A 12,153-nucleotide genomic window follows, 5' to 3' on the forward strand; every position below is an offset into this window, starting at 1 on the left:
TACATGTACGACGGCGAGGCGTTCGAGATCGTGGAGCTCGCCACGGCTAAGGGCGTCGTCGATGTGCTGGGGAAAAGCGCTGCAGGGCAGTACATGCGAGTTGGCCTCGCGGAGTTGCTGTCTTCGGTCCGGGGTCGGGTCCTCCCGACCGGCCCTGGCGTTTCGAGCACTGATGCAACCGAGCCTGCAGGCGTCATCTTCGGTGAGTTGTCCGCGGCAGAGCTTCAGAAGGTGACGGAACGCGCGGGGCACGTACGCGAGATTCTTACCGGGTACAGATCTGGCAGCGCGGAGACTGCGAGCAAGGGGGAGCCCAGGCCGGAGTTTTCCGGCGACCGCCCGCTCACTGACCGCTACGCAGCGAAGGCGCGCGAACTGGGCGTCGGCTTGCGATCTGTGGAGCGGTGGGTGTCCAAGTTCCGCACTGAAGGGCCCGCAGGCCTGGTAGACGCGCGACGTACGAGAGAGGCGGAGCCCTTCCCGTCTGTCGATCGGCGGTGGTTAGACACAGCTGTCGAAGTCATGGTTGAGCACGCCACCGAGTCGAAACCGTCCCGCACGATGGTGATGGCACGCGCGGAGGCACGGGTCTTGGCGCGATTCGGAGAAGGGGTCGTCGCCATCCCGTCTCGGACAAATGCTTTCCGCGTTCTCGAGTATCTGGAACAGCGCTATCCCACATTTCGACTGTCTGCCAAGCGAAATCGCGACATCGCTGAGCGGCCAGAAGGCGTGTACGGCAAGCTCCGTCCAACTCGGCCTGGCGAGTACATGCTGATGGACACAACCAGGCTCGATGTCTTCGGGCTCGATCCTCTGACGCTGCGATGGGTGCAGGTCGAACTGACCGTCGCGATGGACTGGTACACCCGCTGCATCACCGGGTTGCGATTGACCCCGGTTTCCACGAAATCGGTTGATGTAGCGACCGTGATGTACGAGGTTTTCAGCCCACGTCCGGCCGGCGCGGACTGGCCGGAATACGCGGTGTGGCCAGCTCACGGAGTACCGCGGTCGGTACTTGTAGATGTCACCGCGGAGCGGCCAGCGGATGCGGCCGCTGGACCAGCTATTGTCCCTGAGACACTGGTCGTGGACCATGGCAAGGTCTACCTCTCGAACCACGTGATGAGTGTGTGCCAGCGCTTCGGGATTTCGGTGCAGCCAGCTCGGCTCCGAACCGGCCGCGACAAAGGGCCAGTTGAGCGGTTCTTTCGTACTATTCGTGAAGATCTCCTCCAGGCCTTGCCGGGGTACAAGGGACCTGATGTCCACTCCCGCGGCGAGGATCCTGAGGGCGGAGCGTTCTTCTACATCGACGAGCTCGAAAGCATCATCCGCGAGTGGGTTGCGCAGGTCTACCACCACCGCCAGCATTCGAGCCTGCTCGACCCGCGAGTTCCGGGCTTACGTATGTCGCCCGCCGCGATGTTCGAGCACGGTGTTTCTCGCGCCGGATACATTGAGGCGCCTCGCGATCCGGACCTGGCATTCGAGTTCCTCAAGCCGGTATGGCGGAAAATTCTTCACTACGGTGTCGAGATCGGAGGCCGCCGCTACAACGGAGACGGGCTCAACGGCTACCGTAACCTCGCGAGCCGGTTCACCGGCGAGGCCAAGGGACGATGGCCGATCCACTTCGATCCCGACGACATCACCAAGGTGTACTTCCGGCGCCCAGATGAGCGGACCTGGCACACATTGGTGTGGGAGCACGCACCGTCGATCGATATGCCGTTCAGCGAGGATGCACTGCTCTACGCAAGGAAGCTAGCAGCATCGAAGTACCGATTCCCCAACGACCGCCTTGCGGTAGCTGACTTGTTGGAGCGGTGGAACATCGGCCTGGGCTCGACCCGAGTGGAACGGCGCATTGCATTGAGAATGTCACGCGAGACCGAACTGTCGCAGCGACCGCAGGGCGAAGCGCGTGTGGATCGACTGCCGTCGGTCGCCCGCGTGCTCGCTCCCGACCAGGACGAAAGCGATGTGCAAGCAGAGGACACCGCGATTGATCGCGGTCTCGACTACGCCGGCGAGGAAGGTGACGACGATCGATTCGACCAGGAAAACATCGATGACTTCTACTCCGACGCGCTGGAGGACGTATGACCGAAACCGCCGCGACACTCGACAATCTGACCCTCGCCCGAAAGGAAGGGTGGCAGAAGTTCGTCAACACCCCCGCACGTGTTCCACCGGAGGCGTTGAACCGCGATGAACTCGACAGACTGACCGACAAGGAGCGCACCGACTACGACCGTGAGCGCCGCGAGTGGCACGCGAACCTCGGGCCCCTCAAGACCAGACAGCTGGTCGAGGTGCACGAAAACCTCTGGGATGTCATCGACTCCAACGCCCAGGACGGAGACAAACCGAAAGGCGCCGTTGCGATCGACGCAGTACCCGGACTAGGGAAGACCACCGCGGTATTGAGCTTCGCCCGCGCGTTCCACCGCCGCGAAGTAGCCGAGAACGGCACTACGACCGAGGAAGGTCATGAACGGTGGCCGGTGTGCCGGGTGGGACTGACCGGCAACACTGGCCTACGCGAGTTCAACCGGGCGATGCTCGCGTTCTACGCCCACCCAGGCGGCCGCCGCGGCAACGCCGCCGACTTCGCCCACCGAGCCCTGGACTGCGTGCTGGCATGCGAAACGAAGATCCTCATCGTCGATGATCTGCACTTCCTGCGGCTGCAGTCCACCTCCGGTGTCGAGGTCAGCAACCACTTCAAGTACATCGCCAACGAGTTCCCGTTGACGGTGATCTTCGCTGGCGTCGGTTTGGAGGCGCGGGGACTGTTCTCCGAGGGCAGTAGTGACCGAGATGCTCTTCTCGCGCAGACCGGCCGGCGTACAACGCGGCTGACAATGGATCCTTTCGGTGTCACCAATGATGCTGGGCGCCGGGCATGGCGTCAGACGCTCAAGGCGATCGAGCAGCGGGTGGTTCTGGCCGAAAAGTATCCGGGCATGATCGCCGACGATCTCTCTGACTACCTGTATGCCCGGTGTACCGGCCAGATCGGCTCACTGATGACCCTGATCAACCGGGGATGTCAGCGCGCGGTCCGGACTGGGTATGAGCGCCTCGACGAGGAACTGCTCGATCGGGTCAAGATCGACGAGGCATCGGAGAAGGCTCGCGAAGAACTGCGCCTGGCATTCGACAACGGCTGCCTGAGAACTCGCATCGGCAGGGCCGGATGACAGTGCCACGTTCGCTTCCCTTCAGGGTGGACCCGGTGCCGGGCGAAGCGATCGATTCCTGGCTCGAAGCGATCGCCTTCCGCGCCGACTCAGCGTGGGGAGACCTTCTCGACGCAGTCGACATACCTGCGCCTGCAGGTCTTGGGTACCCGCCCTGGACGATCGCACTCAGCGAGGCCGAAGTAGCCAGCCTGTGTGCCGCCACGGGCAGCGACGTCGAATTTTCGATGATGACCCTCACCCGGTTCGACGGGACCGCGGTGCGCATCGACTCGCAGTCGCGGAGTTTGCGCCGCGAAGTGGCATGGACCCGCCGCACCGGATCCCGCTTCTGCCCGCACTGCCTCCGAAGCAACGGCGGCCGATGGAAGCTCGAATGGCGACTCGGCTGGGCGTTTGCCTGCACCGACCATCGTTGTTTGCTGTCCGACGAATGCCCTCGCTGCCATAGAATTCCACGCCGCCGCCCGCTCCCGGGCCACTGCACCCCGATCCCCGGCCGATGTGCATCGCCGGCGCAGGAAGGAGGCATTGGACGGGAGGCCCGACGGTGCGGCGCCGATCTCACGGCTGCCGAGGTCCTCGACCTTCCTGGTGCGCACCCCGCTCTTCGGGCACAGGCCCTCATCGATCGAATCATCGACGACGGAGTCGTGCGGTTCGGGGTCTACGCGCGCCTTCCACAGCCTGCGGCTTCTGTGCTTGCCGACATTCGCGCCATCGGCGGCCGAGTACTGTCCTACGCCACCGACGAAGAGCTCTTAGCGCGAGTGGGACCCGAACTGGCGGTTGAGTACCGGGCAGTCGATGAACAAGGTGGTGCACGATCCGGACAAGTCCGACAGAGCCGCACGAAGCCGGCCCTCGAAGCGCCAGCGAGAGCCGTCACAGCTGCGATTGGCGTCAGTGCCGCGATCGACGTTCTGCACTGCTCGGACCTCGCAGCCGCAGCTGATCGCCTGCGATGGTTAGTGACCTCGGCCCGGGAGACAGGCCTCAGTGTTCAACCGACGAACATCGGCTGGGGGACGCGAATCTCACCAATCCTGACCGGTGTCCAGCTCGCCGCGCTATCCCCGATGCTCGACCCGTCCGACCAACTTCGCTACCGCACTCACTCCGACCTTCCCACCTTGGTGACCAGTGGGCGCGCAGAGCTACTAGCGCGTCACACGCCGACGCAATTTTGGGCCGGAATCAGTTTGCCCTTCACGGTCCCGGCGGCGAGGCGCACAATGATGCGCCTGGCATTGTCTGCGGCCTTACAGTTGGTGGGCACTCGGTTGAATCTGACGGCCGCTGGTCAGCAGGTCGGAGGTCACCTGGCTGGCCATGCCCTATCCCGATTCCTACAGATTCTGGAGTCCGATCAACACTGGAGCGATGTGTGCGCGGGTCTGACACGCGTTGCCGATTACGTTGTCGAGCGCGGCGTACCGATCGACTATCAGCGCCGACGGGCACTCGATTGCACCGGTTTGCTTCCGGACGATGAGTGGAGGCAGATCTGCCACCGCACCGGAACGCCGTCACAGGGCGGCTCCGCCCGGGCGGCTGTTGTTCGGGCGTTTCTTCGCGAGGAGCTCACAGGCGTCCCCACGGTTGACGGGTCCGCAGACTTGCTCGCTAAGATCGCCGCGTTTCCCCGCGATCTGACACCCGGCCTTCGGGACGAGCTGATCAACCACGCACGGGTGTTCTTGGACGCCGCGGGCATCGATGAGGAACCAATTGCCTGGGAGCCGCCAATTGAGCTCCTCGCTGGTCTCGACCTCCCTGGCCCGCGACCAGGACTGATCGACCGTGATCGCCTTCGAAAGCTCATCCGAGAACGCGACCTTCCCATCGGCGCCGCCGCCCGCGACCTCGGCACCACTGGCGAGGCGGTTCGCCTTGAGCTGATCGTCAATCCCCTCCCTGTCGATACCGGCCGCCGGAAGTACGCCAGCGCTCGAACGCAGCTCCCCCCGGAGGCTTTGACCCAGCTCTATCATCACGATCGCCTCACCTTGCGACAGATCGCTAACCGTATTGGAGTCAGTCGTCAGGTGATCCGTCGACTCCTCACCGAATACGAGATCCCGACGATCCCCGCTACCGAGCGCGCGAAGATCATCATCGACCGCGACTGGCTCTACCAGCAATATGTCACCAACAGCAGGGCCCTCCCTGACATAGCCCGAGAACTGGGCATGAGCACGGCGAACCTGGCTCGGTGGGCGAACAAACACGAGATTCCGATGAGACCCCGCGGCGGACCCAGTCACACCGCGGCCCTCGACGCCGCGGCCGCCGCGAAAACGGTGCCGCCGATCTTGCGCACAGCTGTTGCGGCCCAGGGCGGGCGCGACCGACTGGAACGGGCGAAAGCAGCATCGCGATTCCCCACGCTGACCGAGGCTGCACACGCGTTAGGAACCAGCCAGGCAACCCTCACGAACCAGTTTCTCCGGCTCGAACGCGAGACCGGCGGAGCTCTGTTCGACCGTGCCGAGCGCAATCGCCCTATGACCCTGACCGCCCACGGACGGAGGGTGATCGACGCCATTCGAAAGCTGGACGGAACTGCTAGCGAGTCTCCCGGTGGGTAAAACGGTGCACCAAGTTCCTGAACCTGGCCTCTCAGGTGGTGAAGACGTGGTTCGGAATGCCCTAGCCTCCACGCACGTCGTCGCGTCGGTAGGGTCAGGAGCGAACCGCGATTCCACGTCCCGGAACCTGTCATGGTGAGGCTCTAGAATAGAGACAGCTAAGCCCGGCTCGTTTGCCGACGAACCGGGCTCAGCTGAACAACCGAATCACCACTCCGAGGGTTCGCCCCTCGATACCGTGACCGTTGCGAATGTCTTTGGATGACGCCTCCGATGGTAGACGGTGTGCGCGGGTTCGCCAAACACCGGAACGCTGGTGTGGGCGAGCGATGCGGACCTTGGCGTGGTGGCTCATCCACACTGCCTTGAGGAGGCACCGTTGACCAACGACAGTCGCGACTCTGATCGCACAACCGATACCACCAGCACTGAACGGGCTGGAGGTGCCCGGCCCATCCAGGTCGGGCAGCACCGGCTCGAGGGCATGTCGACGGACCTGTTCGTTCAGGTCCCGACGACCTTGATCGACCCGACTCGCGCGCTGATCGCGTCGGAAGGTGTCGGCGCGGTCTACTCCGTGCCGTGGCAGTCCCGGACCCACCGCTCCGCGGTGGCGAGGACCGCGGCGGATCAGACCCGCAAGAAGTGCCCCGAAGCAGCGTTGCTGCTCGACGCGAACCTCTACAGCGGCCGGCAGCGGAAGGTGGCGACGGCGGAGCCGACCCGCGACTGGATCACCGTGCAACGTAGCGCGGGCCTGACGTGGGCATTGACCGATTCCGGCTATGTGGCCAAGGGCGACACCGCTGGGCTGCGGACCACCCTGAAGACGGCGGCCCGCTTCGGTGGACAGGTGATTGCGGCGCTGCCGATCGCGAGCTGGTGGCTTTCGCACGCCGCCGATTCGCTCCGGTCTGAGATCAACGCGCACGGCATCCCCGTGGCGTTGATGGTCGAAGACACCGACGACCCGTTCGACCGGACCAACGTCGTGACCGGGCTGGTGCACGTCCTCACCGCAGATGTCCCGGTGCTGCTCCTGCGCAGTGACACGGCGGGGTTGGGGGCGCTGGCGTACGGCGCCGCAGGCGCGGCGATGGGGTCATCGACCACCTACCGGCACATCTACCCCGACATCGGCGGGGGCGGCACCAGCGGGTCGGTGTCGTTCATCCTCCCGGAGCTTCTCGCGTACACGTCGCTGACCGCGTTCGAGCGGCATTACCTCAAGGACAAGTCCCACGCCGCGTGGTGCTGCGACTGCGCACTCTGCGGTGGACGGGACCTGACCTGGATCCGCACGGCTGACATCCCGAAGGCAGCAGCGTTCTCGCATTCGGTCTCCGCGGTCGCGATGCTCGGTCGCGGTTTGGCCACCGCTATCGCCGCCCACAACGGCCCGCAGGCGTGGACGGCGATGTGCGAGGCCGCCCACGAGAGCAACATCGAGATCGAGAAGCTCACCGGCGGGGACTGGAAGCGCAAACGCGCCCTGTCCGCCTGGATCGGCGCTACGCCGGAGCCGGCTGCGGCGTGATCGGCACCCCTGTCGCGAGGGCGTGAGCGAATAGCCGCTCCTCCCAGTACCGCACCGCGACGATCCGCGGAGGATCGGCAACCTTCGATCCCCGCACCAGTAGTTCCTCGCCGGCGTGAGAGGTATGCACCACGCTCACGTCGGCGAGGTCCGCCGCCGTCAAGCTCAGCGCCGTGGGCCGCCGCTCGGTCAGCACCACGGTCTCGCCGAACCCGCGAAGCTCACTGGCGACATACAGGGCCCTCTTCCACTGCCCGGTGGCGACGAACCCGACGATGCTCAACGGCGCCGCCGGCGGCGCCCCCGCGCCCTCCGCCGGGCACATCTCCCACAGCTCGAGGACCTGCGCGTCGAGCATCGGTCCCGCCCCGGACGACATCCGTTCGGCGACGGTCGACGACCATCGGACCACCGGATACCCGCGAAGCCCCGACAGTTCGGTCCGCGGCAACACCGACACCGAGCTATCGAGGACGAGCTCCGCAGCCGCGACCACGGCCGCGTCGACCAGATCCGCAGACCGGACGACAGGGACCTCGAACAGCGGGATCTGACCCGCCTCTGCGCGCTCCTGCCGGGTACGTCGCCGCGCCGTCACTGGTCTTCCTGTTCCACGGGGGTGGGCTCCGGGGCGATGACCCGTGACGCATCGAACAGGTGAATGCGGTCCTCCAGGGCCAGGAACGCCACGACGCTCCCTATGTCCAGGCCGGCCGAGTCCAGGACCGCCGCCGGCAACGCGATCTGTCGTGACGTCCGCAGCCGCCGCGGGCGATCCGGGTTACTTCGTACGGACGGCTTCTTTCCGCGCGGGCCGCGAGTGGGAACGATCTCGACGATCCTCTGGCCGGCGACGACACCGATCCGGACCCACGAAGGCTGCCGCACTCCGGCCACCTTCGCCACCTTCGCCGGGATGGTGATCCGGCGGAAGCTGTCGATCGTCCGGGGACCCGTGGGAAGCATACTGCTGATTTTAGCAGTCAAAGACCGAACAGACACTGGTACTGTGGATTACAGCGCATGATCGTCGTGCCGACCGCTGTCCCGCTAAGGCACGGAAACGCCGTCGGAAGAGACGGCATCGAGGGCTTCGAGGACGGCGCGGAGGAACTCGGTCGCGGTGAGGGGGATGCCGCGTTCGCGGAGCTGTTGCTCTAGCTGCTGCTCGATGTGGTCCACGTCTGTCGATCCTGCCGCAGGCGATACCGGCGATGCAGTGCCCGAGAGCCTCGCGACGGTGTCGTGCAGCCGTTACCTGCGCGTTCGCTCTAGCAGCACGTGGCCAGGACGGCCCGGAGCGCTTCGAGGGAGTCGGGTTCGGCGCGGTAGAAGACGTTGATCCCCCGCCGCTCGGAGCTGACGAGGCCGGCCTTCTTGAGCTGGCTCAGGTGGTGACTGACGGTCGCCGACGACAGGCCCACGGTGTCGGCGAGATCGCCCGTGCTGACGTCGCCTGGACGTGCGGCCATGAGGAGCGAGATCAGCTGGATCCGGGCCGGGTCGGCGAGCGCCTTGAGGCGCAGGGCGAGCTCAAGCGCCGCCGCCTCGTCCATCACGCCGGCAGCGAGCGGAGCGCAGCAGATCGGGGCGCTGATGTCGACGACGGGGAGCGTCTTGGGCATGACTCCAATCTACCCACTCGTTGACATATGTCAAAACGTGGTCTAGAACTGAACCCGCACACCAATTAGATGTATGTCGAAGCCTCGGAGGTTCTCATGTCCCGCGTCCAGCTCGCCCTCAACGTCGACGACCTCGATCAGTCGATCGCGTTCTACACCAAGCTGTTCGGCACCGGACCGGCGAAGGTCAAGCCCGGCTACGCCAACTTCGCCGTCGCCGACCCGGCGCTCAAGCTGGTCCTGCTGGAGAACCCCGGCCAGGGCGGCAGCATCAACCACCTCGGCGTCGAGGTCGACTCCAGCGAGAAGGTGCACGCCGAGATCGCCCGCCTGACCGAGGAGCAGCTGTTCACCGAGGAGGAGATCGGCGCCACCTGTTGCTTCGCCACCCAGGACAAGGTCTGGGTCACCGCCCCCGACGCCGAACGCTGGGAGGTCTACACCGTCCTGGCTGACGCCGAGACCTTCAACGGAGAGCCCGTTGCCTCGAGTACTGCCGCCGACGCCGACGCCGACGCGACGCCGGCGGCGTGCTGCACCCCTACCGCGGCGAACTGCTGCTGACCGACGCAGCCACGGAGTAGTCGCCCGAGAACCGAGCAGACCGACGACGGCGCCCTTCGAGTTGCGTCGCCGATCGCAACTACAACCGGTAGTGCTGATGCGACACGCTCGACACAAGTGCTTGTGCTCCGCAAAGGTGTCAGGGTGCTCGAATAAGATCGAACACAGGTGCAGAAGGCGCCGGGACCCCTCGGCCGCTTGAAGCGGCGAAGAGGTCCCGGGTCCGATCTGTGAGAGGATTCGTACCCTAATCTCCGTCGCTTCCCGTCACAACTCGACGCGCTACCAGCTTGTCCCGGTCTGCCCCTGGACAAGACGCGCAGAAGAGGCTCAACGATGAGCAATCAGAATCGACGCAGCGTCGTTCCGAACCCCGGCGGTGGCTGGGATGTCACGAAGCCCGGTGGCAGTCGTGCCAGTGCCCACACCGACACCCAGGTGGAGGCCATCTCCCGCGCTCGGGAGATCGTCACCAACGCCGGGGGAGGTGAGGTGCAGATCCACGGGCGCGACGGTCGGATCCGCGATTCCGACACCATCGCCCCTGGCAACGACCCGTTTCCGCCGCGCGACAAGCGGTAGCCACGGCAGCTGATACGCACGAGGCGCCTCTCCGGAATTCGGAGAGGCGCCTCGTCGTGGAGCCGCGGCTCGGCCTTGCCATCCGAATCGATATCTGTCAATATCGATGTGTGTCGAATTCGATTCCGTTGACCGACGTGACCGTGCGGTGTTCACCGCTGGTCCGCGAGCCCCTGTCGGAGGGGCAGTCCGTCGACCTCGCGGCGGTGTTCAAGGCCCTGGCTGACCCGATCCGCCTGCGCCTGTTCAGCCTGATCGCCAGCCACGAGGGCGGCGAGGCCTGCGTCTGCGACATCTCCCCGGCGGTCGACGTCTCGCAACCCACGATCTCGCACCACCTCAAGGTCCTCAAGACTGCCGGCCTGCTCGAGTCCGAGCGCCGCGCCTCGTGGGTGTACTACCGCGTCATCCCCGAAGTCCTGTCCTCGCTCGCCGGGATCCTGCAGTCCGGCGAACCCGCCACCTCGTTGGAGGTTCTCTCGTGACCAGCCCCGCCCCGACCACCGAGCATCAGCCGGTCGTCGGCAAGCTCTCCACCCTCGACCGGTTCCTACCGGTGTGGATCGGCGTCGCGATGGTCGCCGGACTGCTGCTCGGCCGGATGATCCCGGGCCTGAACACCGCGCTGGAGAAGATCCAGGTCGACGGCGTCTCCCTGCCGATCGCACTCGGGCTGCTGATCATGATGTACCCGGTGCTGGCGAAGGTCCGCTACGACCGCCTCGACACCGTCACCGGCGACCGCAAGCTCCTCCTGGGCTCGCTGCTGCTGAACTGGGTCCTCGGACCGGCGCTGATGTTCGCCCTCGCGTGGATCTTCCTGCCCGACCTGCCCGAATACCGGACCGGGCTGATCCTCGTCGGCCTGGCCCGGTGCATCGCGATGGTGATCATCTGGAACGACCTCGCCTGCGGCGACCGGGAGGCCGCCGCGGTCCTCGTGGCGCTGAACTCGGTGTTCCAGGTGATCATGTGCGCCGTCCTCGGCTGGTTCTACCTCTCGATCCTGCCCGGCTGGCTCGGCCTCGAACAGACCACCATCAGCACCTCGCCGTGGCAGATCGCCAAGTCCGTGCTGATCTTCCTGGGCATCCCGCTGCTCGCCGGCTACCTCTCCCGCCGGATCGGGGAGAAGACCAAGGGCCGCGACTGGTACGAGGCGAAGTTCCTCCCGCGCATCGGACCGTGGGCCCTGTACGGGCTGCTGTTCACCATCGTCATCCTCTTCGCCCTGCAGGGCGAGCAGATCACCTCCCGCCCCTGGGACGTCGCCCGCATCGCCCTGCCGCTGCTGGCGTACTTCGCCGTGATGTGGGGTGGTGGGTACCTCCTCGGCGCCGCCATGGGCCTGGGCTACGAGCGCACCACCACCCTCGCGTTCACCGCCGCGGGCAACAACTTCGAGCTCGCCATCGCCGTCGCGATCGCCACCTACGGCGCCACCTCCGGGCAGGCCCTGGCCGGGGTGGTCGGACCGCTCATCGAGGTACCCGTCCTGGTGGCCCTGGTCTATGTCTCGCTGGCCCTGCGCAAGCGCTTCCCCCTCACCACATCGTCTACCGCCGCTAGCGCGGATCCGTCCAGGAGTGTGAACTGATGCCCGACAACGAAACCCGCACGCCGAGCGTGTTGTTCGTGTGCGTGAAGAACGGCGGCAAGTCCCAGATGGCCGCCGGACTGATGCGCAAGACCGCCGGCGATGCCGTCGAGGTCCACTCGGCCGGCACCAAGCCCGGAAGCGCGGTCAACGGCCTGTCCGCCGAATCCCTGGCCGAGATCGGCGTCGACATCACCGGCGAGACCCCCAAGCCCATCGACCCCGAGCTGCTCGCCCGGGTGGACCTGGTGGTCACGCTCGGCCGCGAAGCCGTCGTCGACACCCCGGACGGCGTCGCGCTGGTCAACTGGGACACCGACGAGCCGTCGGAGCGGGGCATCGACGGGATCGAACGGATGCGCCTCGTGCGCGACGACATCGCCGCCCGCGTCACCGCGCTGGCAGCCGAACTCACCACCCGGTAGCGCCCCAGCAGGCCGGGAAG

At 65.8% G+C, this 12,153-nt stretch carries 13 protein-coding genes; 9 read left to right on the forward strand and 4 right to left on the reverse strand.

Features of this window, described 5'->3' with window-relative positions; translation table 11 throughout:
• Positions 1-3 precede the first annotated feature (3 nt).
• The 4 genes from BN39_RS06635 to BN39_RS06650 all read left to right on the forward strand — a co-directional run bounded on the left by BN39_RS06635 (position 4) and on the right by BN39_RS06650 (position 7,340).
• A complete protein-coding gene (locus BN39_RS06635) occupies positions 4-2,112 on the forward strand; it encodes a helix-turn-helix domain-containing protein (protein ID WP_051158970.1) in 2,109 nt (702 codons plus the stop codon).
• Entirely contained in the window at positions 2,109-3,212 is a 1,104-nt protein-coding gene (locus tag BN39_RS06640) for an AAA family ATPase (RefSeq protein ID WP_019201592.1), read from the forward strand. The genes BN39_RS06635 and BN39_RS06640 overlap by 4 nt, the downstream gene beginning before the upstream one ends.
• A complete protein-coding gene (locus BN39_RS22705; RefSeq protein WP_040765942.1) occupies positions 3,209-5,803 on the forward strand; it encodes a TniQ family protein in 2,595 nt (864 codons plus the stop codon). The genes BN39_RS06640 and BN39_RS22705 overlap by 4 nt, the downstream gene beginning before the upstream one ends.
• Positions 5,804-6,182: 379 nt before the next feature.
• Positions 6,183-7,340 (forward strand): hypothetical protein, encoded by a 1,158-nt coding sequence (locus BN39_RS06650; protein WP_126195752.1) that lies wholly within the window; start codon positions 6,183-6,185, stop codon positions 7,338-7,340.
• Here BN39_RS06650 and BN39_RS06655 read toward each other — a convergent pair.
• The 4 genes from BN39_RS06655 to BN39_RS06665 form a co-directional block, all read right to left on the reverse strand.
• Positions 7,315-7,938 (reverse strand): hypothetical protein, encoded by a 624-nt coding sequence (locus BN39_RS06655; RefSeq protein ID WP_019201596.1) that lies wholly within the window; start codon positions 7,936-7,938, stop codon positions 7,315-7,317. The two genes, BN39_RS06650 and BN39_RS06655, sit on opposite strands and share 26 nt — an antisense overlap.
• The gene (locus BN39_RS06660) at positions 7,935-8,306 is read right to left on the reverse strand and encodes a hypothetical protein (protein ID WP_019201597.1); all 372 of its coding nucleotides are present in this window, start codon (positions 8,304-8,306) and stop codon (positions 7,935-7,937) included. Before BN39_RS06660 ends, BN39_RS06655 begins: the two co-directional genes overlap by 4 nt.
• A gap of 84 nt (positions 8,307-8,390) precedes the next feature.
• Positions 8,391-8,522: a hypothetical protein gene (locus BN39_RS23955; protein WP_019201598.1), complete on the reverse strand. Its 132-nt coding sequence runs from the start codon at positions 8,520-8,522 to the stop codon at positions 8,391-8,393.
• Positions 8,523-8,611: 89 nt separating this feature from the next.
• The gene (locus BN39_RS06665; RefSeq protein ID WP_019201599.1) at positions 8,612-8,965 is read right to left on the reverse strand and encodes an Rv2640c family ArsR-like transcriptional regulator; all 354 of its coding nucleotides are present in this window, start codon (positions 8,963-8,965) and stop codon (positions 8,612-8,614) included.
• 96 nt (positions 8,966-9,061) lie between these two features.
• Here BN39_RS06665 and BN39_RS06670 point away from each other — a divergent pair, with 96 nt between their 5' ends.
• From BN39_RS06670 to BN39_RS06690, 5 genes are all read left to right on the forward strand, one after another.
• Entirely contained in the window at positions 9,062-9,529 is a 468-nt protein-coding gene (locus BN39_RS06670) for an ArsI/CadI family heavy metal resistance metalloenzyme (protein ID WP_019201600.1), read from the forward strand.
• 336 nt (positions 9,530-9,865) lie between these two features.
• Positions 9,866-10,111, forward strand: a complete 246-nt coding sequence (locus BN39_RS06675) for a DUF2188 domain-containing protein (RefSeq protein ID WP_040765944.1) — start codon at positions 9,866-9,868, stop codon at positions 10,109-10,111.
• A gap of 110 nt (positions 10,112-10,221) precedes the next feature.
• The gene (locus BN39_RS06680; RefSeq protein WP_019201602.1) at positions 10,222-10,596 is read left to right on the forward strand and encodes a metalloregulator ArsR/SmtB family transcription factor; all 375 of its coding nucleotides are present in this window, start codon (positions 10,222-10,224) and stop codon (positions 10,594-10,596) included.
• Entirely contained in the window at positions 10,593-11,708 is a 1,116-nt protein-coding gene (gene arsB / locus BN39_RS06685) for an ACR3 family arsenite efflux transporter (protein WP_019201603.1), read from the forward strand. The genes BN39_RS06680 and arsB overlap by 4 nt, the downstream gene beginning before the upstream one ends.
• Positions 11,708-12,133, forward strand: coding sequence for a low molecular weight phosphatase family protein (locus BN39_RS06690; RefSeq protein WP_019201604.1), 426 nt, complete (start codon positions 11,708-11,710; stop codon positions 12,131-12,133). Before arsB ends, BN39_RS06690 begins: the two co-directional genes overlap by 1 nt.
• Positions 12,134-12,153: the final 20 nt, after the last annotated feature.

This window comes from Tsukamurella sp. 1534, from assembly GCF_000312385.1.
GTDB lineage: Bacteria > Actinomycetota > Actinomycetes > Mycobacteriales > Mycobacteriaceae > Tsukamurella.

Bases quoted from the DNA above. Each gene is read 5' to 3' on its own strand.
- BN39_RS22705 (WP_040765942.1), top strand. From the start codon at position 3,209: ATGACAGTGCCACGTTCGCTTCCCTTCAGGGTGGACCCGGTGCCGGGC.
- BN39_RS06660 (WP_019201597.1), bottom strand. From the start codon at position 8,306: ATGCTTCCCACGGGTCCCCGGACGATCGACAGCTTCCGCCGGATCACC.
- BN39_RS06640 (WP_019201592.1), top strand. From the start codon at position 2,109: ATGACCGAAACCGCCGCGACACTCGACAATCTGACCCTCGCCCGAAAG.
- BN39_RS06665 (WP_019201599.1), bottom strand. From the start codon at position 8,965: ATGCCCAAGACGCTCCCCGTCGTCGACATCAGCGCCCCGATCTGCTGC.
- BN39_RS06675 (WP_040765944.1), top strand. From the start codon at position 9,866: ATGAGCAATCAGAATCGACGCAGCGTCGTTCCGAACCCCGGCGGTGGC.
- BN39_RS06670 (WP_019201600.1), top strand. From the start codon at position 9,062: ATGTCCCGCGTCCAGCTCGCCCTCAACGTCGACGACCTCGATCAGTCG.
- BN39_RS06690 (WP_019201604.1), top strand. From the start codon at position 11,708: ATGCCCGACAACGAAACCCGCACGCCGAGCGTGTTGTTCGTGTGCGTG.
- BN39_RS06635 (WP_051158970.1), top strand. From the start codon at position 4: ATGTACGACGGCGAGGCGTTCGAGATCGTGGAGCTCGCCACGGCTAAG.